This window comes from Flavobacterium sp. N2270, from assembly GCF_025947225.1.
Classification (GTDB): Bacteria; Bacteroidota; Bacteroidia; order Flavobacteriales; family Flavobacteriaceae; genus Flavobacterium.
Genome location: NZ_CP110005.1, coordinates 958,387 through 980,203, shown reverse-complemented (window position 1 = coordinate 980,203; position 21,817 = coordinate 958,387). Strand labels below are relative to the sequence as shown.

The 21,817-nt window shown below is 30.4% G+C and carries 20 protein-coding genes; 11 read left to right on the top strand and 9 right to left on the bottom strand.

What is annotated here, in order from left to right:
• The first annotated feature begins 19 nt into the window (after positions 1-19).
• Positions 20-1,063, top strand: coding sequence for a glycosyltransferase (locus OLM55_RS04490; protein WP_264560222.1), 1,044 nt, complete (start codon positions 20-22; stop codon positions 1,061-1,063).
• Here OLM55_RS04490 and OLM55_RS04485 read toward each other — a convergent pair.
• Together OLM55_RS04485 and OLM55_RS04480 are read right to left on the bottom strand one after the other, a co-directional pair.
• Positions 1,046-2,089 carry a sensor histidine kinase gene (locus tag OLM55_RS04485; RefSeq protein ID WP_264560221.1) on the bottom strand — a complete coding sequence of 348 codons (1,044 nt, stop codon included), beginning with the start codon at positions 2,087-2,089 and terminating at the stop codon, positions 1,046-1,048. The two genes, OLM55_RS04490 and OLM55_RS04485, sit on opposite strands and share 18 nt — an antisense overlap.
• Positions 2,089-2,772: a response regulator transcription factor gene (locus OLM55_RS04480; RefSeq protein WP_264560220.1), complete on the bottom strand. Its 684-nt coding sequence runs from the start codon at positions 2,770-2,772 to the stop codon at positions 2,089-2,091. The genes OLM55_RS04485 and OLM55_RS04480 overlap by 1 nt, the downstream gene beginning before the upstream one ends.
• A gap of 178 nt (positions 2,773-2,950) precedes the next feature.
• Between OLM55_RS04480 and OLM55_RS04475 the strand changes: the two genes are divergently transcribed.
• From OLM55_RS04475 to OLM55_RS04455, 5 genes are all read left to right on the top strand, one after another.
• Positions 2,951-5,710 (top strand): TonB-dependent receptor, encoded by a 2,760-nt coding sequence (locus tag OLM55_RS04475; protein ID WP_264560219.1) that lies wholly within the window; start codon positions 2,951-2,953, stop codon positions 5,708-5,710.
• A gap of 27 nt (positions 5,711-5,737) precedes the next feature.
• Positions 5,738-6,898 (top strand): hypothetical protein, encoded by a 1,161-nt coding sequence (locus OLM55_RS04470; protein ID WP_264560218.1) that lies wholly within the window; start codon positions 5,738-5,740, stop codon positions 6,896-6,898.
• A 112-nt stretch (positions 6,899-7,010) separates the two neighbouring features.
• On the top strand, positions 7,011-7,334 hold the full coding sequence (locus OLM55_RS04465; RefSeq protein WP_264560217.1) for a T9SS type A sorting domain-containing protein: 324 nt from the start codon (positions 7,011-7,013) through the stop codon (positions 7,332-7,334).
• 103 nt (positions 7,335-7,437) lie between these two features.
• The gene (locus OLM55_RS04460) at positions 7,438-9,327 is read left to right on the top strand and encodes a T9SS type A sorting domain-containing protein (RefSeq protein WP_264560216.1); all 1,890 of its coding nucleotides are present in this window, start codon (positions 7,438-7,440) and stop codon (positions 9,325-9,327) included.
• 102 nt (positions 9,328-9,429) lie between these two features.
• On the top strand, positions 9,430-10,410 hold the full coding sequence (locus OLM55_RS04455) for an acyl transferase (RefSeq protein ID WP_264560215.1): 981 nt from the start codon (positions 9,430-9,432) through the stop codon (positions 10,408-10,410).
• Here the strand turns inward: OLM55_RS04455 and tyrS are convergent, their stop codons facing one another.
• Complete coding sequence (gene tyrS / locus OLM55_RS04450) at positions 10,411-11,718, bottom strand: tyrosine--tRNA ligase (protein WP_264560214.1); 1,308 nt, start codon at positions 11,716-11,718, stop codon at positions 10,411-10,413.
• A 106-nt stretch (positions 11,719-11,824) separates the two neighbouring features.
• On the opposite strand from tyrS, the gene OLM55_RS04445 reads away from it, so the two are divergent.
• The gene (locus tag OLM55_RS04445; RefSeq protein WP_264560213.1) at positions 11,825-12,823 is read left to right on the top strand and encodes an NAD-dependent epimerase/dehydratase family protein; all 999 of its coding nucleotides are present in this window, start codon (positions 11,825-11,827) and stop codon (positions 12,821-12,823) included.
• On the opposite strand, the gene OLM55_RS04440 is transcribed toward OLM55_RS04445, so the two are convergent.
• Genes OLM55_RS04440 through OLM55_RS04430 form a run of 3 tightly spaced genes read right to left on the bottom strand, consistent with a single transcriptional unit; the run spans position 12,795 to position 15,282 of the window.
• On the bottom strand, positions 12,795-13,193 hold the full coding sequence (locus OLM55_RS04440; RefSeq protein ID WP_264560212.1) for a DUF4296 domain-containing protein: 399 nt from the start codon (positions 13,191-13,193) through the stop codon (positions 12,795-12,797). The two genes, OLM55_RS04445 and OLM55_RS04440, sit on opposite strands and share 29 nt — an antisense overlap.
• A gap of 23 nt (positions 13,194-13,216) precedes the next feature.
• Positions 13,217-14,560: a dihydroorotase gene (locus OLM55_RS04435; RefSeq protein WP_264560211.1), complete on the bottom strand. Its 1,344-nt coding sequence runs from the start codon at positions 14,558-14,560 to the stop codon at positions 13,217-13,219.
• Complete coding sequence (locus OLM55_RS04430) at positions 14,560-15,282, bottom strand: polyprenol monophosphomannose synthase (RefSeq protein ID WP_264560210.1); 723 nt, start codon at positions 15,280-15,282, stop codon at positions 14,560-14,562. Before OLM55_RS04430 ends, OLM55_RS04435 begins: the two co-directional genes overlap by 1 nt.
• Before the next feature lie 107 nt (positions 15,283-15,389).
• Here OLM55_RS04430 and OLM55_RS04425 point away from each other — a divergent pair, with 107 nt between their 5' ends.
• Together OLM55_RS04425 and OLM55_RS04420 are read left to right on the top strand one after the other, a co-directional pair.
• Positions 15,390-16,052, top strand: coding sequence for a DUF4271 domain-containing protein (locus OLM55_RS04425; RefSeq protein WP_264560209.1), 663 nt, complete (start codon positions 15,390-15,392; stop codon positions 16,050-16,052).
• An 18-nt stretch (positions 16,053-16,070) separates the two neighbouring features.
• Positions 16,071-16,820 (top strand): uroporphyrinogen-III synthase, encoded by a 750-nt coding sequence (locus OLM55_RS04420; RefSeq protein ID WP_264560591.1) that lies wholly within the window; start codon positions 16,071-16,073, stop codon positions 16,818-16,820.
• A 73-nt stretch (positions 16,821-16,893) separates the two neighbouring features.
• Here OLM55_RS04420 and pckA read toward each other — a convergent pair whose 3' ends face one another.
• The gene (gene pckA, locus OLM55_RS04415) at positions 16,894-18,519 is read right to left on the bottom strand and encodes a phosphoenolpyruvate carboxykinase (ATP) (protein WP_264560208.1); all 1,626 of its coding nucleotides are present in this window, start codon (positions 18,517-18,519) and stop codon (positions 16,894-16,896) included.
• Positions 18,520-18,588: 69 nt separating this feature from the next.
• On the bottom strand, positions 18,589-18,978 hold the full coding sequence (locus OLM55_RS04410; RefSeq protein WP_264560207.1) for a DUF423 domain-containing protein: 390 nt from the start codon (positions 18,976-18,978) through the stop codon (positions 18,589-18,591).
• Positions 18,979-19,101: 123 nt separating this feature from the next.
• Between OLM55_RS04410 and OLM55_RS04405 the strand changes: the two genes are divergently transcribed.
• Positions 19,102-20,472: a saccharopine dehydrogenase family protein gene (locus tag OLM55_RS04405; RefSeq protein ID WP_264560206.1), complete on the top strand. Its 1,371-nt coding sequence runs from the start codon at positions 19,102-19,104 to the stop codon at positions 20,470-20,472.
• A 97-nt stretch (positions 20,473-20,569) separates the two neighbouring features.
• On the top strand, positions 20,570-21,040 hold the full coding sequence (locus OLM55_RS04400) for an Lrp/AsnC family transcriptional regulator (RefSeq protein WP_264560205.1): 471 nt from the start codon (positions 20,570-20,572) through the stop codon (positions 21,038-21,040).
• A gap of 51 nt (positions 21,041-21,091) precedes the next feature.
• Here OLM55_RS04400 and OLM55_RS04395 read toward each other — a convergent pair whose 3' ends face one another.
• Positions 21,092-21,772 carry a zinc metallopeptidase gene (locus tag OLM55_RS04395; protein WP_264560204.1) on the bottom strand — a complete coding sequence of 227 codons (681 nt, stop codon included), beginning with the start codon at positions 21,770-21,772 and terminating at the stop codon, positions 21,092-21,094.
• Between the last annotated feature and the right edge of the window lie 45 nt (positions 21,773-21,817).

Below are 21,817 nucleotides of genomic sequence, written 5' to 3'. Positions count from 1 at the left end.
TTGTAAAGAACTCCAATACATGAAAAAAATATTAGTTGCTCCTTTAAACTGGGGACTTGGTCATGCCACAAGATGCATTCCTATAATTAATGGGTTAATTGATAATGGTTTTGAACCTGTAATTGCATCTGATGGAGTTGCTTTAGAATTATTAAAAAAAGAATTCCCAAAACTAATTTCATTTGAACTTCCTTCCTATAACATTCAATATGCTCAAAAAGGAAGAAATTTTAAATGGAAAATGATTGCTCAAATTCCTAAAATTATTTCAGCAATTCAGAACGAGCAAAAAACAGTAGCTAAAATAATAAGCGCTTATCATTTTGACGGAATTATTTCTGATAATAGATTAGGTGTTTTTTCAAAAGAAGTTCCTTCTGTGTTTATTACGCATCAGTTAAATGTTTTAACAGGAAGTACTTCATGGCTAACTACAATATTGCACAAGAAATACATTCAAAAATTCGATGAATGCTGGGTTCCTGATGTAGAAACCAGCCCCAATTTATCAGGAAAACTTGGCCATCCTACAGAATTGATTAAAAATGTAAAATACATTGGCCCTTTAAGTAGATTATGCAAAAAACCAATGCCAACTGTTTATGATTTAATGGTTTTATTATCTGGTCCAGAACCTCAACGAACCATTTTAGAAGAAAAAATAATTTTAGAATTAGAAAAATACCCTAAAAAAGTAATTTTCATTAAAGGGGTAGTTGAAAAAAAACAAATTAAAGAAGTTAAAAACAACATTACTTACTACAACTTCATGAACAGCAGAGAATTACAAACCACTTTTAATGAAAGTAATCATATATTATGTCGTTCTGGTTACACTACTGTTATGGACTTAGCAAAACTAAATAAGAAAGCATTTTTCATTGCAACCCCTGGGCAATATGAACAAGAATATTTAGCTAAAAAATTCAAAAAAGAAGGAATTATACCTTCTTGCAAACAAGAAGATTTTACAATTAAAAAATTAGATGAAATTGAATTATACAAAGGTTTTACAAATTATAGTAAAAAAATAACTTGGAAAGAATTATTTGACCTTTTCTAAAGTAAATGAAAACTCAGAACCTACTCCAAATTCACTTTCTATGTAAATTTTCTCATTATGTCCTTCTACAATATGTTTTACAATAGCTAATCCAAGTCCTGAACCACCTTCGCTTCTTGCTCCACTTTTATCTACTCTATAAAAGCGTTCAAAAAGTCTTGAAATATGTTTCTTTTCAATTCCTTCCCCATTATCAGTAATCCTAACGATAACCTTATTATTTACTAAATTTTCAACACTAACTTCTGTAGTACCTTTTTCTTTACCATATTTAATAGAGTTCATAACCAAATTAGTAACCACTTGTTGAATTTTTTCTTGATCTGCAAAAACCACTATTTTTTCTTTATATTTAGTATCAAAAGTAAGTGTGATATTTTTTTTAGCAGCTCTCATTTCGAGTAAATCAAAAACATTTTGAATGACTTCAATAATATCAAATTCAGAAAGATCAAGGTTTAAATCGCCTGTTTCTAACTTTGTTATCATATCTAAGTCTTTTACAATATAAATAAGCCTTTCTACACCTTTTTCTGCTCTTTGTAAATATTTTTTTCGAATGTTTTTATCGTCCATTGCTCCATCTAACAATGTTAATAAATAGCCCTGAACTGTAAATAAAGGAGTTTTTAATTCATGAGAAACATTTCCTAAAAACTCTCTTCTATACTCTTCTCGAATTTTCAACGTTTCTATTTCGAGTTTTTTATCTTTTGCAAACTTTTGAACCTCTTTAGTTAAAGTTGCCATATCCGTGGTTATAGATTGATTTCTAAAAGAGCTTGTTTCTAATAAAGAAACATCATCGTATATTTTTTTTACTCTTTGATATATAAATTTTTCAACTCTATACTGAAGAGCAAAAAAAGAAAAAATAAACGATGAAAAAACAATAAAAAAGATAAGATGAAAGCTTATTTCTGCAATAAAAAAATGAAAAAACAAAAATAAGATTAATAAAAACAAGCTAATGAAAATAGCTGAAAAAGTAGCGAATTTATATGATTTTTTAAAATTAAAACTCATTAAAATTCAATTTTATAACCTACTCCTTTTATGGTTTTAAAAAACTCATCTCCAATTTTCTCTCTAAGCTTTCTAATATGAACATCAATAGTTCTTCCTCCCACAATAACTTCATTGCCCCAAACTTTATCTAAAATTTCTTCTCTTGTAAAAACCTTTCCTGGTTTTGTTGCTAGTAAGTAGAATAATTCAAACTCTTTTCTTGGCAAAGAAATTTCTTCACCTTCCTTTACAATTTTATATTCTTCTCTATTTATTTCTATTCCGCCAACATTTAAAATATCCGAAACTTCAGCATTATCCTTGACTCTTCTCAATAACGCTTTTACTTTACTAACTAAAATTCTTGGCTTGATAGGTTTTGAGATATAATCATCAGCTCCTGCATCAAACCCTGCCATTTGAGAATAATCTTCTGAACGAGCTGTTAAAAAAGTAATGATTGTATTTTGTAACTCGGGAACTTGTCTAATTTTTTCACAAGCTTCTATACCGTCCATTTCTGGCATCATTACATCCATAATTATTAATTGTGGAGTTTCTTTTTTTGCAGTTGAAACAGCCTCTTTACCATTTGAAGCTGTAATAATCTTATAACCTTCTTGAGATAAATTATAACCTACAATTTCTAATATATCTGGTTCATCATCTACTAATAAAATCGTAATTTCTTGATTATTCATTTCTTTAAATTAAGTTTCAGTTAGTAAAGATAAAACAAAATATAAGTAAATAATTCACTTAACAATTATTTAATGTCATAACATTTTAATAACACTTTTTACATACAAGCATAACACGACGTTAACAGTCTGTTAATTTTCTCGCGGTTTCTTTGCATCAAAATTAGAACAACACAACATGAAATTCAATTCGTTACTATTATTTTTATTATTTAGTCTAATAGGGTTTTCTCAAAATGGTAGAGTAACCGGAACTATTTTAGACAAAGAATATGACAATGAACCTTTAGTTTTTGCAAACGTTCTTATTAAAGGAACAACTATAGGGACTTCTACAGATGATTTTGGAAAATACTCAATATCACTTAAACCAGGAAGCTATACTTTAATTGTAAACTATCTTGGTTATGAAACTAAAGAGTTCCCTTTTACGTTAAAAGCAAATCAAACTGTAACCATTAACCATACTCTTGAAGCAAGTGGTGTTCAATTAAATGATGTGGTGGTGGTACATACCGTTTCTAAAGAAAGTGAATCTGCTTTATTAAATGAACAACAAAAATCTGTTGAAATTAAACAAAGTATTGGAGCACAGGAACTTTCTAAAAAAGGAGTTAGTGACGTTGCAGCAGCAGTAACAAAAACAACAGGAATCTCAAAACAAGAAGGTTCTGGAAGTATTTATGTTAGAGGTCTTGGAGATAGATACAATTCTACTTCTATGAATGGACTTCCTATTCCTTCAAACGACCCTGAAAAAAAGAATATAGATTTAGGTATTTTCTCTACAGATATTGTTGAATACGTTTCTATTGACAAAGTATATAACAGTAGAATGTATGGTGATTTTGCAGGTGGAAACATAGACATAATGTCTAAAGATTATAATGGCTCAGGATTTTTAGCATTTGGATTAAAATCTGCCATTAACACAAATGCAGTATCAAATAAAAATTTCAGATTACAAGACGGCCCTTCATTTTTAGGCTTTCACAATTCAAGTGTACCTTCAAATGTATTATCAAGTTATAATTTTGAGAATAGTTTAAATCCACATAAAGAATCTCCATGGGCTTCTGGTTTAAGCTTAGCTGGAGGAAAACGGTTTAATTTAGGGGAAGTTAGTAGATTAAGTTTATTTGCTTCTGTTTCATTTGACAATGAATATACTGCAATTAAAAACGGAATAGCAAGATCTGTAAACGCTGAAGGAGTTGCTACTAAAGATTTTAACAAATATGAATCTTTTGGTTACAATACTAATACTACAGGTTTATTTAATTTAGGATTTAAAATTAACAACAATCATAAAATAAAATACAATAGTGTATTTATCAATTCATCATCTCAATCACTAAAAGAATACAATGGTTTTGTTGCCGATGTTACTCAAGAAGATGGTTTTATAAGAAGAAATGAATACATTAAAAACTCTATTTTTATAAACCAATTGCTTGGTGAGCACAAATATAAAGATAGATATTCTGCAAACTGGGGAATCTCATACAACCAAGTAAAAGGAGATATGCCAGATAGAACTACAAACACTCTTAAAAGAAATAGCACAAATGACTTTGTAATTGCTAATAACTCTGCTTCAGATAATCAAAGATATTACCAGAAGCTAACTGAAGACGAATATGCCGTAAGCCTTTCTGGAGATTATAAATTTGCGAAAAAAGAAGATGAATTTAAAGGAAAAATAACTATTGGTTATAATGGAAAATATAAATCTAGAGATTTTGAAGCTACTCAGTTTAACTTTAAAATTAATGCTTTAACTCCTGGCGCAACTACAACAATCATAGACCCAAATAATATTGATGCCTATTTCAACGAAACAAACTTTAATAACGGATACTTTACAATTAATACTTATAATGGAGGTGTTAATAGTCCAAACGCTTTAAATCCACAAACTTATTCAGGGCTACAATTTATAAGTAGTGCTTTTGGATCTGTAGAATATCAATTTTCAAAAAAATTCTTCGCTGTAGTTGGACTTCGTTCTGATCAAATTTACCAAAGCGTAGAATGGCAAACTCAAGTAGATCCTATTGGCGATAAAAACTACTTTACAAAAGTAGGAGTGTTACCAAATGTTACTGCAAAATATGAACTTAACGACAAACAAAACTTAAGATTTGGCGCAAGTAAAACTTATACTTTACCTCAATTTAAAGAAACAGCTCCATTTATCTACGAAGAAATAAACCAACAAAAAATTGGTAATAAAGATTTATATCCTTCAGATGATTACAACTTTGACTTAAAATGGGAATATTTTCCTAAAAATGAAGAAGTAATTGCAATAACTGGTTTTGGTAAATATATTCAAAACCCTATGAACGAAGTTACTATTGCATCATCAAGTAATGATATTTCTTATGTAAACACTGGAGATTGGGGTTACGCAGCAGGAATTGAATTTGAAGGTAAAAAAATACTTTATAACAGAAGTAATGAAACTATCAACAATAACATTTCTGGAGGATTAAACATTTCATACATGTACACTAATCAGGAATTAGATAATGAAAAAGTAGCAAACGAAACTGCATTTAATACCACTTTTACTGAAAAAAACACATCGTTTTCTGGAGCTTCAGATTTATTAATAAATGCGGATGTTACTTTTCTTAAAGAATGGAAAAAAACAGAAACTAACTTAATGGCTACAATTGCTTACTCTACTTATTCAGATAAAATTTACGCAATTGGAACTCAAGGAAGAGGAAATATTGTTGAAAAATCTATTGGTTCTCTTGACTTTATCTTAAAATCTAAATTGACTAAAAACCTAGGTATTGGGTTATCTGCTAAAAACTTATTAAATCCTGATTTTAAAATGGTTCAGGAAAACCCAAACAGCGATATTACAATTCAATCCTTTAAAAAAGGTATAAACACAAGCTTATCACTTAATTATAAATTTTAACATTACCACAACTAAAAAACAACTAAAATGAAAAAAATTGTAAAATTATTTAGCTTTATAGTAATGACAGCATTACTTGCTACAAGTTGTATTACAGTAGAAGAAGGAGACAACGTTTCTGGAAACAACAGCAATACAAGCACAATTGATCCAAATGATTTTCAAGGAAATATTTTTACCAATGTTTCTTTACAAGCAAACACAATTTACAAATTAACAGGTCCTTTAACTATTCAAGAAGATGCAAGTTTAACTATTCCTGCAGGAACAAGAATTGAAGCTACAGGCGGAACATCAGCTTATATCGTTGTTGCTCAAGGCGGAAAAATATATGTAAACGGAACTTCTACTGATCCTGTAGTTATGACAAGTGCAAACGGAAGCCCAGCACCAGGTGACTGGGGAGGATTAGTAATTTGTGGTAAAGCACCTATAAACAGTGCTACTTCTGCTTCTGCTGAGGTTTCAGGCTTAACTTATGGAGGAACAAATCCAAACGACAATTCAGGAACTATCAGATATTTAAGAATTGAATATTCTGGAGCAATATACAATGCTAATAAAGAATTTAATGCGCTTTCATTATTTGGTGTAGGTTCTGGAACTATTATAGAATATGTTCAGTTTTACAGAAGTTCAGATGATGGTGTTGAGTTTTTTGGCGGAACAGTAAACACATCTTATATTGTATCAACTTATAACGAAGATGACCAGTTTGACTGGACTGAAGGATGGTCTGGAACTAACAATTACTGGTATGGCAAATTAGGAAACAACATTGGAAACAGAGGAATTGAAGCCGACAACTTAGAAGCAAATTTTGATGCTACTCCAATTGCTAATCCTACAATAAACAACATGACATTAATTGGTCTTGGAAATCAAGGAAGCGAACCAGATGCAATTAAATTAAGAAGAGGAACTAAATCAATCATGTCAAACGTTGTATTAGACAACTTTCTTACAGGACTAAATATTGAGCATGACCAAACAATCGCGTTTATCCCAACAGATTTAAAAGTAACTAATGTAACTTTTAGCAATATTACAAATCTTTCAAAAGGTAAAAATACTGCTGGAGCAACTGTAGATGTTACAAATGCTTATACAGAAACTACAACTGCAACTGGAGCTGGAAACGGAACAGGAGTGCCTACATGGGCACAAGGCTGGACAACAGGTTTATAAAAACATATAATTTTCAACAAAAAAGCCCTAATTCGTTAGGGTTTTTTTATTGGTATCATTTTTGCAATTATATTTAAAAAAAATATTACCTTTACAACATATAACTATGCGAATGATAAAAAAATACTTTTATACTATTTTAATTTTTTCAGTTTTATTTGCTTTTGAAGGATATTCACAAGTAAATAAATCGCAGGAACCTACTATTGAAGGATTAACAATTTACCCAAATCCTGTAAATTCTGGGAAAATTTATATTACCTCTAAATCTTCATTAGACAAGAAGGTAGAAATTTTTGATGTATTAGGTAAGAAAGTTTTAGAAACTACTACTTCTAATAAAGAAGTAAACATTTCTAACCTTACTGCCGGAATCTACATTATTAAAATTAAAGAAGGAGACAATTCAGCAACACGAAAGCTGATTGTTAACTAGTTACACTTAATCCCCAAATTAAAATTAACCTTTAAATAACATTTTCACTATGCTAGCATAATGAATAATTATTATCTTTGTACAATATTTAAAACACGAAAAAATGAAAAAAAATTACTTTTTATTTATGTTGTTAGTAGGTACTTTGTCTTTTGGACAAGTTATTCTGCAAGACGATTTTAACTACACAGACGGCGGATTATTAACAGATAATTCATGGACATCAGTTAGTGGAGGAACAACAAATCCAATAGCCGTTGGAACATCGAATGGACTATCTTACACTGGGTATTCTGGTCTGACTGGAATATTAGCTTCAAATGTTGGTAACGCTGCAATAATAAACAATACAGGTCAAGATGTAGCAAAAACATTTACTGCAACTACTACTGGTTCTGTCTATATGTCATTTATGCTTAATATAGTAAATGCAACTTCTGGATATTATATAGGCCTTGGAAATGGAGGAACAACCTATACCGCTAGAGTTTTTGTACAACCAGGTAGTACAGGAACAACATTCAACCTAGGGGTATCCAACTCTAGTACTGCAACTTATTCTTCAACTCCAACAGATTTTAACTTAGGTCAAACATACTTGGTTATTGTAAAATACAATATCTCTTCACAAACTGCTACTCTTTGGTGTAAATCAACTGGGGTTCCTGCAGATGAAGTTGCTGCTGGAACAGCAGAAGTAACATCAACAGGAGGAGGTCTTACAGCAATATCATCAGCATTTATTAGACAATATAGTGCTTCTCAACACCAAATAGTTGATGGACTATTAATTGCATCATCATGGATGGGATCTACACCATGTCCACTTACTTTAGGATCACAAGTTGCAACTTGTGATGCTACAACTCTTGCTTTAGATACTTATAATGTTACTATCCCTTTCACAGGAGGAGCAACTGGTACGTATAATTTATCAACTACTTCTGGAACTATTGGTGGAGATAATCCAACATCTACTGCATCTGGTAATATCACAATTTCAGGCGTAACAGAAGGAACAAATGTAACATTAACAATTAGTGGTTCTTGTAGTCTAAATAGCGTTATAAGTGCACCTGAATGTAAACCGGTAAACGCTTTACCTTACCATGAGCCATTTAACTATACTGTAGGTCAAGGTTTAGGAAGTCAACAAATGTGGACAAATGTTAATTCTGGTGACGATGTTTCAGTAAAATCAGGTAACTTAACTTATGGTTCTACAACTGGGACAGGAAATTCTGTAGAATTTAGCGGTTCTGGAATTGACCCATTCTCTCCTTTCACAGCCACAACTAGCGGAACAATTTATGCAGGTTTTATGATGAAAGTTTCAGACTTGACTAATGTTACTGATGGAAACGAAGATTATTTTGCAATATTAACAGACGCAAACAAAAGTTTTAGAGCAAGATTTTTTGTTAAAAAAACTGGTACTCAATACCAATTAGGTTTTGATTCATCTGGTACAACAACAACTAATTATGACGCTACTTTAAGAAACACAGGAGATGTCGTTTATGTAATATTAGGTTATGACTTTACAACAAATATGCTTAAAGCTTGGTTAAATCCAAATTTAAATACTTTTAGCGCTGCTACAGCTGCTACTTTAACTGTAGACGTTACTGCTTCGCCAATTACAGAAATAGGTGGCTTTATGATAAGACAAGGAGGAAATTCAAACACGCCAACTATTGAAATAGATGAATTAAAAATTTCAACAGCTACTACATACTTAGGCTCTACTTCTTTTAATGCAATTGAAGGGTTTACAATGTATCCAAATCCATCTAATGGAAATACATTATACTTCTCAACTGTTGCAAATGCTGAATTAGATGTTCAAGTATACGATATGTTAGGAAAGCAAGTAATCAATTCTAAAGTATCTAATAATGCTTTAAATATCTCAGGTTTAAACCAAGGGATTTACATTGTTAAAGTTACTGAAGAAGGAAAAACAGCTACTAGAAAATTAGTAGTTAGATAATCACTCTTCAATTTATATAAAGAAAGCATCAACATAACGTTGGTGCTTTTTTATTTTATATTTTTGCACATATTCTAGCCTTGTTTTTAGAACATTAATATTATGATTCATTCTAACGATATATTTACCATTGCATCAAAAAAAGAATTTGAGAAAATCGCTTTAAAGGTTTTCCGATTTCAATTTGACAACAATTTGGTATATCATAAATTTTGTACTCTTCTAAATAAGAATAAAGAAAATGTAAAATCATTAATAGAAATTCCATTTTTACCCATTCAGTTTTTCAAAAGCCACAAAGTATTAAGTTCTTCAGAAACTATTCAAGCGACCTTTACAAGCAGCGGAACAACAGGAATGATTACTAGTAAACATTTAGTTACTGATATTTCCTTATACGAAAAAAGTTATCGAAATGCATTTTCTCAATTTTATGGAAATATCGAAGATTATTGTGTTTTAGCTTTGCTTCCATCGTATTTAGAACGCGAAGGTTCTTCCTTAATTCATATGGTTGATGATTTAATTGAAAGCAGCAATCATCCAGATTCTGGCTTTTATTTAAACAATTATAATGAGCTTATCTCAAAGTTAATTGAACTTGATAATTCTGGGCAAAATGTAATTTTAATTGGTGTGACTTACGCTTTATTAGACTTAATTGAACTACATCAATTTCAATTAAAAAACACCATTATTATGGAAACTGGAGGAATGAAAGGCAAAAGAAAAGAAATGATCCGTGAAGAATTACACAAAATTCTATGCGAAGGTTTTGGCGTTCCCGTAATTAATTCTGAATACGGAATGACCGAATTATTATCTCAAGCTTATTCTTTAGGAAATGGGGTATTTGAATGCCCTAATTGGATGCAAATCTTAATTAGAGACACAGAAGATGCTTTGTCTTATGTAAAAGAAGGAAAAACGGGTGGAATTAATGTAATTGACTTAGCCAATATTAATTCGTGTTCGTTTATTGCAACGCAAGATTTAGGTAAAAAAAATCCCAACTATTCTTTCGAAGTGCTGGGACGTTTTGATAATTCTGATATACGTGGTTGCAATCTTATGGTCTTATAATTATTTTACCCTAATTACATAATAGTTTTTCTTTCCTTTTTGTAAAAGTAAAAATTCATTATTAATCAAATCTTCATTTGTAATTACTCTATCTTCTGAAACTTTTTCCTTATTTAAGGAAATAGAATTTTGTTTCAATTCGCGACGTGCTTCGCCATTAGATCCTAAGAAATTTGTTTTTGCAGCCATAGCTCCAATCATGTCTAAACCTTCTTCTATATCTAACCTAGAAACCTCAGCAAAAGGAATTCCTTCAAAAACAGCTTCTAATTCTTTAACTGATAATGTTTTTAAATTAGTCATGTCTTTACTAAAAAAAGCTGCTGATGAAAAGATAGCTCTATCTAAATCTTCTTGAGAGTGAACTAATAACATTAATTCTTCAGCCAAACGTTTTTGTAAAGTTTTAGCACCTCTATCCTCATTATGTTCTGCAATTAAAGCATCAATAGTTGGTTTGTCTAAAAATGTAAATATTTTAATGTATTTCTCAGCATCTTCATCAGTAGTATTAATCCAAAATTGGTAAAATTTATATGGCGATGTCTTATCAGCACTTAACCATACATTTCCCCCTTCTGATTTTCCAAATTTAGAACCATCTGCCTTTGTAATTAAAGGGCATGTCATAGCGTAAGCTTTAGAACGCTCTTCATTGTCAACATTCATCCTACGAACCAATTCAGTTCCGGTAGTAATGTTTCCCCATTGATCACTTCCTCCCATTTGAAGCAAACAATTGTATTCTTTATTTAAATGATAAAAATCATAGCCCTGAATTAATTGGTATGTAAATTCAGTAAAACTCATTCCTTCCGAACCATCTTCTCCACTCAAACGCTTCTTTACAGAATCTTTTGCCATCATGTAATTAACGGTAATTCTCTTACCAACTTCACGAGCAAAATCAATGAATGAAAACTGTTTCATCCAATCGTAGTTATTAACTAAAATAGGAGCAGCAGCATCAGTAGCATCGAAATCTAAGAATTTAGAAAGGACACTTTTAATTCCATCTACATTATGATTTAATGTTTCTTCATCTAAAAGATTTCTTTCGTTTGATTTTCCAGAAGGATCACCTATCATACCCGTTGCACCACCAACTAAAGCAATTGGTCTGTGTCCATAATTACGAATGTGTTTTAATAATATAATTGGCACTAAACTACCAATATGCAATGAGTCTGAAGTTGGATCAAAACCTATATAAACAGCTGTTGGCTCTTTTAATAGTTGTTCTTCTGTTCCTGGCATAATATCATGCACAAGTCCTCTCCATTGTAATTCTTCAATTAAATTTTTCATCTCTATTATTAAATTTCGACAAAGATAAGAAATACAATAGCAATGGCAATAAGCAAATTCAATGTCAATTTTAAATTTTAATTAAAAATCTATTTATCTTTACGAAATGATATTAGTTACAGGAGCAACAGGTTTAGTAGGTTCACATTTACTTGTAAAATTACTTCAAGAAGAAAATGAAGTAAAGGCGTTATATAGAAATGAGAAAGGTATCGAAGCTGTAAAAAATGTATTCAAGTATAAAAATGCAATTGATTTATTTGAAAAAATTATTTGGGTAAAAGGAGATATTACAGATATTCCTTCTTTAAATAGTGCATTTGAAAATATTACAAATGTTTATCATTGTGCTGCCTTAATTTCATTTGACCCAAATGACGAAGAACTACTTAGAAAAACTAATATAGAAGGAACTGCTAATGTTGTCAATTGCTGTATTGACTTTGGAGTAAAGAAAATTTGCCACGTAAGTTCAATTGCTGCACTTGGAGACACGAAAGAAAACGAATATTTAATTACTGAAGAAACAGAATGGAATCCTGAAAAACTACATGGTGATTATGCTATTTCTAAATTTGGTGCAGAAACCGAAGTTTGGAGAGCACAACAAGAAGGAATTGAAGTCGTCATTGTAAACCCTGGTGTAATTTTTGGTTATGGGTTTCCAAATCAAGGTAGTGGTTTAATCATAAATAGAGTTAAAAATGGTTTACTTTTTTACACCAAAGGGAAAACCGGAATTGTTGCTGTTGAAGATGTGACAAATTGTATGATTTTATTAATGAATAACTATACAAATGGGGAACGATTTACTGTAGTTGCAGAAAATATACATTTCAACATCCTATTATCAATAATTTCAAAAGGTTTAAATGTAAAATCACCTAAACTATATGCAAATAAGTGGATTACTAATATAGGATGGAGATTAGATTGGTTGTTTTCAAAAATCTTATTTAAAGAAAGAAAATTTACTAGAGCAACAGCAATTTCATCGCATAGCCTTGACATATACAAAAACACAAAAATTGTAACTAAATTAAAATATAATTTTATTAGAATGGATGAATATATAGTTAATCTTCTACAAGAATATCATCAATAGCTTTAGACGAACTTTCAACACCCTCAATTGTTAGGTTTTTAACTTCTAATTTCTTTTTTTTAGAATTTATTCTATCAATGACTTCTGTGTACATTTTTTTATACTTTTTTACATCTGCAGCATAGTATTTATGATTTTGATAATAGGTAACACTATCTATTTCATACTTATCATAAATAAAACTATTTGAATTTATGTTGTTTGAATTAAGCAATTCAGGAACATAACCTTCAGCCGCCTGTAAAATAGCAATATCATATAAAATATCTATCATTACTTCTTCACCCAATAATTTGTCTGGATTTTCTACTGGATTTTCATTACAAGCAGAGAATAAAAATAAAATAAAAATAAAAAGGATATTTTTCATAAAACTAATTTTTTGAATATAAGTTATTCTCTTTCGAAAAGTAATCTTTTTCCTGCTTTTACGCTTTTTACTTTTCCATTTGTGTAAACTAGATTTCCATTTACAAATGTATGCATAACTCGCGACTTAAAGTTAGTTCCTTCAAAAGGAGACCAACCACATTTATACAAAATATTATCTTTATTTACATTCCAAGGTTGATGAGTGTTTACAATAGCTAAATCTGCAAAATAACCTTCTTTTAAAAAACCTCTTTTTTCAATTTTGAATATTTTAGCAGGATTATGACACATTTTTTCTACTAATTTTTCAACTGAAATTTTACCATTTAAATGTGCTTCAAACATTGCCACTAAAGCATGTTGAACTAATGGGCCACCTGAAGGGCAATTTACATAGCTGTTTTTCTTTTCTTCTAAAGTATGTGGTGCATGATCAGTTGCAATAACATCAATTTTGTCGTTCAATAAAGCTTCCCATAATGCATTTTTATCAGCCTCAGTTTTTACAGCGGGATTCCATTTTATAAAAGCTCCTTTTGTATCGTAATCTTTATCGGTAAACCAAAGATGATGCACACACACCTCTGCTGTGATTTGTTTTTCTTCTAATGGAATTTTATTGGTAAACAGTTCCATTTCTTTTGCTGTTGACAAATGAAATACATGCAACCTTGCTCCCGTTTTCTTTGCCAACTCAATCGCTTTAGACGACGAAATATAACATGCTTCAACACTTCTTATCAAATGATGTTTATTCATAGGAATATCATCACCAAATTCTTGTTTATATTTTTCTAAATTTGCTTTAATCGTTGCCTCATCTTCACAATGAACAGCAATTAGCATTTTTGTAGAAGAAAATATTTTTTCTAAAACCTCTTGATTATCTACCAACATATTTCCTGTTGATGAACCTAAAAATAATTTTATCCCAGCAACATTTCGAGGATTTGTTTTTAAAACCTCTTCTAAATTGTCATTTGTTCCTCCCATCATGAAAGAATAATTGGCATAAGAAGTTTTGCTAGCAATAACGTATTTATCTTCTAAAAGTTCTTGTGTTACAGCATTTGGAACCGTATTTGGTTGTTCAATAAAACTGGTAATTCCTCCAGCAACAGCTGCTCTACTTTCAGATTCTATATTCCCTTTATGTGTTAAACCTGGCTCTCTAAAATGAACTTGATCATCAATAACACCTGGAATAAGATAATTTCCTTCTGCATCAATAACAGTACAATCGGAAGACTTCAAGCTAATTGATTCGGCAATTTCTTTAATAAAATCATTTTCAATTAATACGTCGCCTTCAAAAATTACTCCTTCATTTACAATTTTTGCATTCTTTATTAAAAACTTACCCATTATAATGTATTAAATATTTTTTTTATTCTTAATAATATTACTCCAAAAATGGCTTCTTTAATTATAGAACCACTCATTTTTGACTGTCCCTTTGTTCTATCAGTAAAAATAATAGGCACTTCAACTATATTAAATTCTTTTACAAATGCTCTGTATTTCATTTCTATTTGAAATGCATATCCAATAAATTTTATTTTATCTAACTGAATGGTTTCTAAAACCGATCTTTTATAACAAATAAAACCAGCAGTCGCATCATGAATTTTCATACCAGTTATTAACTTTACATAAACCGAAGCAAAATAAGACAATAAAACCCTGCTTAAAGGCCAGTTCACAACATTTACACCAGTAGAATATCTAGAACCTATTGCAACATCTGCGCCATTTTTACAGGCTTTGTATAACTTTACTAAATCTTTAGGGTTATGAGAAAAATCGGCATCCATTTCAAAAATGTATTCATATTCTCTTTCTAGAGCCCATTTAAAACCATGAACATAAGCAGTTCCTAATCCAGCTTTTTTTTGACGAACCTCTATAAAAAGTTTGTTTTCAAATAGCTTTTGCAACTCATTAACTCTTTGAGATGTTCCGTCAGGAGAATTATCATCAACAATAAGAATGTGAAATTCTGTCTTTAACGAAAAAACAGCATTGATTATCTCTTCGATATTTTCAATTTCATTATACGTTGGAATTACAACTACTCCTTTTGACATTTTTTTACTTTTAATAGCTACAAAAATAATCTTTTTAGACGGTTTATATCTTAATAAAATTATAATAATAGTTATGTATAGATTTTTTGTAATTTTGTTGCATAATTATGGAAATAAATTATCACGAAAGAATTATAAATTATACAGACTGGGCGACTTTAATGTTTGTTCTAAGTGTGTTTATTATTGCGCTAAATAGATCAGTATTTCAAGTTAGATTCATAGAATTTATGCGCTTAGGAGTTTCTGACAAATACACTAAAATATATAAAGATAGTACTAACATGAACAGCGGCTTTACAATGTCGTTATTTCTTGTACAATTAATTTCCTTTTCTTTTTTTGTTTTACTTAGTTTAAGCCATTACAAGCTTACAACAAAGGAAAATATTATTGTTTTTATTCAAGTAATAACTTTTTTAGGTGTTTTTATACTCTCAAAATACTTAATAGAAAAAATTATTGCAACAACTTTTAAGATTGAGGAGTTTGTAGAGCAATTTAATTTACTAAAAGTAAGTTATAGAACATATTTTGGTGTTTTATTATTACCAATAAACATTATTTTATATTACAATTCTTTTAATGAAAACTGGATTTACTTATCATTATTACTTATTTTAGTAGTGATTAATGTGATTACTTACTTCATTACATTAAAAGTTTATCAAAATATAATTCTAGGTAAAATATTTTATTTTATTTTGTATCTTTGCACTCTTGAAATAGCACCGTACTATTTTATATATAAATGGATTATAAAAAACTAAAGGAAGAATATGTCAAATTTGAAAGTGAAAACAATATTAGTTTCACAACCAGAGCCTAAAGTAGAAAATTCTCCTTATTTTGAACTTCAAAACAAATTGAAGGTTAAAGTTGACTTTAGAACGTTTATTCACGTAGAAGGAATTTCTGCAAAAGAAGTAAGAGCTCAAAAAATAGATTTAAGTAAGTTTTCTGCAATAATTCTAACAAGCAGAAATTCAGTAGACCATTTTTTTAGAGTTGCTGAAGAAATGAGATATAAAATACCTGAGGATTTAAAATATTTTTGCCAATCTGAAGCAGTTGCTTTTTATCTTCAACGTTATGTAGTTTATAGAAAAAGGAAAATTTATGTTGGTCAAAAAGATTTTATTGATTTAGCACCACTAATTAAAAAATATAAAGACGAAGCTTTTTTATTAGTTGCTTCAGACCAATTAAACGCTGATGTTCCTTCAACTTTAAACGATTTAAAAGTGAATTGGACAGAAGGTGTTTTTTACAAAACTGTGGTTAGTGATTTATCTGATTTAAAAGATGTTTATTACGATATATTAGCTTTCTTTAGCCCTTCTGGAATAAAATCATTATTTCAAAACTTTCCAGATTTTGTTCAAAACAACACTAGAATTGCTGTTTTTGGAACAACAACTCAAAAAGAAGCTATTGATGCTGGACTAAGAGTTGATATTATGGCTCCATCTCCTGGAACACCGTCAATGACCGGTGCATTAGAAAAATATATATTAGAAGCTAATAAAGGGAAGTAATTCTTTTTAAAAAAATTACAAAATAAAAAAGCTCTGCAATTGCAGAGCTTTTTTATTTTGTAATTTTATATTTTTATGAATTCGGACCCGCTTTTACCAAGCCTTTACCTTCTTCATTGTCTGTATACTGTTCAAAATTAGCAACAAAAAGCTTTGCTAAATCTTTTGCTTTTGCCTCCCATTCAGTTGCATCTGTATAGGTGTCTCTAGGATCTAAAATTTCTGAATTTACTTCATTTAAAGAAGTAGGGACTTCAAAATTAAATACTGGAATAACTTTAGTTTCAGCTTTTTCAATAGAACCATCTAAAATTCTATCAATAATAGCTCTAGTGTCTTTGATAGAAATACGCTTGCCCGTTCCATTCCAACCCGTATTTACCATATAAGCTGTAGCATTATTTTGTTCCATTTTCTTCACTAATTCTTCACCATATTTTGTAGGATGAAGAGATAAAAATGCCTTTCCAAAACATGCTGAGAATGTTGGTTGTGGTTCAGTTACTCCCCTTTCTGTACCCGCTAATTTAGCAGTAAATCCAGACAAGAAATAATATTTTGTTTGCTCAGGCGTTAACTTAGAAACTGGAGGCATAACTCCAAATGCATCAGCAGTTAAGAAAATTACCTTAGTTGCATGGCCTGCTTTTGAAACTGGCTTAACAATATTATGAATATGGTTAATTGGATATGAAACCCTTGTATTTTGAGTTGCGGAACCATCTGAAAAATCAATTTTACCATTTGCATCAACCGATACGTTTTCTAATAACGCATCTTTTTTGATTGCTCCATAAATGTCTGGTTCATTTTCTTTACTTAAGTCAATTGTTTTAGCATAGCAACCCCCTTCAAAGTTAAAGACTCCATCATTATCCCAACCGTGTTCATCATCTCCAATTAATTCACGCTTCGGATCAGTAGATAAAGTAGTTTTTCCTGTTCCAGATAAACCAAAGAAAACAGCAACATCACCATCTTTACCTTTGTTTGCAGAACAATGCATTGATGCTATTCCTTGTAATGGTAAATAATAGTTCATCATTGAAAACAATCCTTTCTTCATTTCACCACCATACCAAGTACCACCAATTAATTGAACTTTTTCAGTTAAATTAAATGCTATGTATACTTCAGAATTCAAATTATGCTTTTTAAAATCTTTAAAAGACGTTTTTGAACCATTCATTACAACAAAATCAGGTTCTCCAAAATTTTCTAATTCTTCTGCTGATGGCTGAATAAACATGTTTTTTACAAAATGAGCTTGCCAAGCCACCTCCATTATAAAACGAACTTTTAATCTTGTGTTTTCATTAGCTCCACAAAATGCATCAACAACAAATAATCTTTTTCCAGACAACTGAGACACTGTTGTTTCTTTTAAATCATTCCAAGTTTCAGTTGAAATTGGCTTATTGTCATTTACCGCTTTATCTGAAGTCCACCAAATTGTATCTTTAGTAACATCATCTTCAACAATATATTTATCTTTAGGAGAACGACCTGTATAAATTCCTGTCTTTACATTTACAGCACCTAGTTCAGTTAATTGACCTCTTTCAAATCCCTGTAAATCTGAGCTCAACTCTTCATTATAAAGAAAGTCATATGATGGATTATAAACCACTTCAATAACATCTTTAATTCCATATTTCTCTAACGATATTGTATTCGTTTTTTGAGTGTGATTATTCATACTATTTTTAGTTATGTTGTTTGTGTATTATTAAACGCAAAATTATAAATTAAATTTTAGAAAGCATTGTTAATTAGTGTTTTTTACTAATGCAATATAAAATAAATATACCCAAGAAATAATTAAAAACATCCCACCTAAAGGTGTCAAGGGACCTAAAATAGATGTTTTTATTTTTGTAACTGTACTTGTAGAAAGCATATAAATTGATCCTGAAAATAAAACAACCCCAACAATTACCAAATACAAAATAGTTGTTTTTTCCTTAAGTGTAAGAAAATTTAAGTTTGCAATTAATAATAAAAAGAGTGCATGATACATTTGATATCTAACACCAACCTCAAACGTATTAAGTTGCGGATCAGTTAAAACTTTTTTTAAGGCATGAGCACCAAATGCTCCTAAAACAATTGCTACTGCACCCATTATAGCCGCAGTTAAAATCAATTTTTTTTCCATTTTTCATGATTATAAAACAAATATACTATTTTCTTTTTATGTTAAAAACTAGAATAGATTTAAAATTACTTTTAATAAATATAACAATTCATTACCTTCGTGTTATATTTACAACTAACCATAATGAGAAACATATTAGTAATAGGAGCAGGTAGATCAGCCTCTTCTTTAATAAAATATTTACTTGATAAATCTACTGTTGAAGATTTAAAAATCGTTATTGCCGACTTATCTATTGAATTAGCCCAAAAGAAAACAAACAACCACCCTAATGCTAACGCAATTGCATTTGATATTTTTAATCCTGAGCAAAGAAAAGCAGAAATTCAAAAAGCAGACATCGTTGTTTCAATGTTGCCAGCACACATGCATATTGAAGTAGCAAAAGACTGTATTGTTTATAAAAAACACATGGTAACAGCATCTTACATTAGTAGTGCAATGCAAGAACTTAATGAAGCCGCAAAAGAGAACAACCTTGTTTTTATGAACGAAATTGGTCTTGACCCCGGAATTGACCATATGAGTGCAATGAAAGTGATTGATGAAATTCGTGAAAAAGGGGGCAAAATGATTTTATTTGAATCTTTTTGTGGTGGATTAGTCGCACCAGAAAGTGACACCAATCTTTGGAATTACAAATTTACCTGGAACCCAAGAAATGTAGTTTTGGCAGGCCAAGGCGGTGCCGCAAAATTTATTCAAGAAGGAACTTACAAATATATTCCTTATAATAAATTATTTAGGCGTACTGAATTTTTAGACGTTGAAGGTTACGGTAGATTTGAAGCTTATGCTAATAGAGATTCCTTAAAATACAGAAGTGTTTACGGACTTGATAATGCGTTAACAGTTTACAGAGGAACCATTAGAAAAGTGGGGTTTTCTAGAGCCTGGGACATCTTAGTTCAATTAGGAATGACTGATGATTCTTACACAATTGATGATTCAGAGAACATGTCTTACCGTGATTTTACAAACTCTTTTTTACCTTATCACCCAACAGATATCGTAGAAATTAAACTACGTCATGCTCAAAAAATTGATCAAGATGATGTTATTTGGGACAAATTAGTAGAGTTAGATTTATTTAATCCTAACAAAAAAGTAGAACTTAAAAAAGCTACTCCTGCTCAAATTTTAGAAAAAATATTAGCAGAAAAATGGGTTTTAAAAGAAGACGATAAAGATATGATTGTTATGTATCATAAATTTGGATATACTTTAAATGGTGAAAATAGACAAATTGACGCTACTATGGTTTGCAAAGGAGATGACCAAACCTATACTTCAATGGCGAAAACAGTAGGTTTACCTGTTGCTATTGCAACATTAAAAATATTAAATGGAGAAATTAAAACTCCTGGTGTTCAATTGCCAATTACTAAAGAAGTTTACAGTCCTATTTTAAAAGAATTAGAAGATTATGGTGTAATTTTCAATGAATATGAAACACCTTATCTAGGTTACAATCCTGATAATGTAAGCGGTTAAAAATAGAAGAACAAAAGTTTAAAGCCTTGCAATACGCAAGGCTTTTTTGTTTATTTTTAAAACCAAAATAAGTATATTTACTTCAAAATAAAACCTTATGAAGATAAATCAGTTACAAATTGAAATAGATGGGATTGACAAAGAAATTTTGCGCGACTTAATGGAAGATGCTCGAAAACCAATACTTCAAATTGCGAATAAAATTGGAATTTCAGGGGCTGCCATTCATCAGCGTTTAAAAAAACTAGAGCAAGCTGGCGTTATTTCTGGTTCAAAATTTGTTGTTGACATCAAAGTATTGGGCTACTCTACTATGGCATTTGTAGGTGTTTATTTAGACAAAGCCATGAGCAACCCAGAAGCCGTAAGAGAACTAAAAAAAATTCCAGAAGTTTTAGAATGTCATTACACCACAGGAAACTGGAGCATCTTTATAAAAATTATCTGTAAAGATAACGAGCACTTAATGCAGTTGCTTAACAAAAAAATTCAAGCCATAAAAGGTGTTTCTCGTACGGAAACTTTTATTTCACTAGACCAACAAATTGATAGACAAATTCAACTATAAAAAAAGCCGTTTGACAACATCAAACGGCTTTTTGCATCTATTTATAATAAATTATCTTCTATTCATGTAAATCATTACATAATACAACAACGTCCCAATAGAACCTAAAGCAGCAACAACATAAGTCCTTGCAGCCCATTTTAAAGCATCTTTTGCACCATCGTGTTCTTGTTGAGTTAACATTCTTTTGTTTTCTAACCAAGCTAACGCCCTATTACTTGCATCATATTCTACAGGTAAAGTAATTACCGAAAAAAGAGTTGTAGCAGCAAAAATAACAATTCCAACTAATAATAATTGAGGAAAAGTATTGATTAATAAAATTCCTGCTAATAAAATCCATTGCACAAAACTAGAAGCTACTTGTACAACAGGCACTAATTTTGAACGCATTGTTAACCAACTATATGCCTGAGCATGTTGCACTGCGTGTCCCACCTCATGAGCAGCAACAGCAGCTGCAGCAGCATTTCTTTGATTATAAACCGCCTCACTTAAATTTACCGTTTTATCTGCAGGATTATAATGATCTGTTAAACGTCCTGGTGTAGATATTACCCTAACATCTCTTATTCCATTATCGGCAAGCATTTTTTCGGCAATTTCCGCACCACTCATTCCGTTTTGCAAATGCAATTTTGAATAATGTTCAAACTTGCTTTTTAGCCTACTGCTAACCAACCAACTGGCCAACATAATAGCACCAGCCAAAATCATATAACTCATTCCCATATTTTCTAAATTTTGAATTTAAATTTAATAAATAAACATCAAATT

Excerpts from the sequence above, each read along its gene's own strand:
- OLM55_RS04490 (WP_264560222.1), top strand. The coding sequence starts at position 20 with ATGAAAAAAATATTAGTTGCTCCTTTAAACTGGGGACTTGGTCATGCC.
- OLM55_RS04485 (WP_264560221.1), bottom strand. The coding sequence starts at position 2,089 with ATGAGTTTTAATTTTAAAAAATCATATAAATTCGCTACTTTTTCAGCT.
- OLM55_RS04480 (WP_264560220.1), bottom strand. The coding sequence starts at position 2,772 with ATGAATAATCAAGAAATTACGATTTTATTAGTAGATGATGAACCAGAT.
- OLM55_RS04475 (WP_264560219.1), top strand. The coding sequence starts at position 2,951 with ATGAAATTCAATTCGTTACTATTATTTTTATTATTTAGTCTAATAGGG.
- OLM55_RS04470 (WP_264560218.1), top strand. The coding sequence starts at position 5,738 with ATGAAAAAAATTGTAAAATTATTTAGCTTTATAGTAATGACAGCATTA.
- OLM55_RS04465 (WP_264560217.1), top strand. The coding sequence starts at position 7,011 with ATGATAAAAAAATACTTTTATACTATTTTAATTTTTTCAGTTTTATTT.
- OLM55_RS04460 (WP_264560216.1), top strand. The coding sequence starts at position 7,438 with ATGAAAAAAAATTACTTTTTATTTATGTTGTTAGTAGGTACTTTGTCT.
- OLM55_RS04455 (WP_264560215.1), top strand. The coding sequence starts at position 9,430 with ATGATTCATTCTAACGATATATTTACCATTGCATCAAAAAAAGAATTT.
- tyrS (WP_264560214.1), bottom strand. The coding sequence starts at position 11,718 with ATGAAAAATTTAATTGAAGAATTACAATGGAGAGGACTTGTGCATGAT.
- OLM55_RS04445 (WP_264560213.1), top strand. The coding sequence starts at position 11,825 with ATGATATTAGTTACAGGAGCAACAGGTTTAGTAGGTTCACATTTACTT.
- OLM55_RS04440 (WP_264560212.1), bottom strand. The coding sequence starts at position 13,193 with ATGAAAAATATCCTTTTTATTTTTATTTTATTTTTATTCTCTGCTTGT.
- OLM55_RS04435 (WP_264560211.1), bottom strand. The coding sequence starts at position 14,560 with ATGGGTAAGTTTTTAATAAAGAATGCAAAAATTGTAAATGAAGGAGTA.
- OLM55_RS04430 (WP_264560210.1), bottom strand. The coding sequence starts at position 15,282 with ATGTCAAAAGGAGTAGTTGTAATTCCAACGTATAATGAAATTGAAAAT.
- OLM55_RS04425 (WP_264560209.1), top strand. The coding sequence starts at position 15,390 with ATGGAAATAAATTATCACGAAAGAATTATAAATTATACAGACTGGGCG.
- pckA (WP_264560208.1), bottom strand. The coding sequence starts at position 18,519 with ATGAATAATCACACTCAAAAAACGAATACAATATCGTTAGAGAAATAT.
- OLM55_RS04410 (WP_264560207.1), bottom strand. The coding sequence starts at position 18,978 with ATGGAAAAAAAATTGATTTTAACTGCGGCTATAATGGGTGCAGTAGCA.
- OLM55_RS04405 (WP_264560206.1), top strand. The coding sequence starts at position 19,102 with ATGAGAAACATATTAGTAATAGGAGCAGGTAGATCAGCCTCTTCTTTA.
- OLM55_RS04400 (WP_264560205.1), top strand. The coding sequence starts at position 20,570 with ATGAAGATAAATCAGTTACAAATTGAAATAGATGGGATTGACAAAGAA.
- OLM55_RS04395 (WP_264560204.1), bottom strand. The coding sequence starts at position 21,772 with ATGGGAATGAGTTATATGATTTTGGCTGGTGCTATTATGTTGGCCAGT.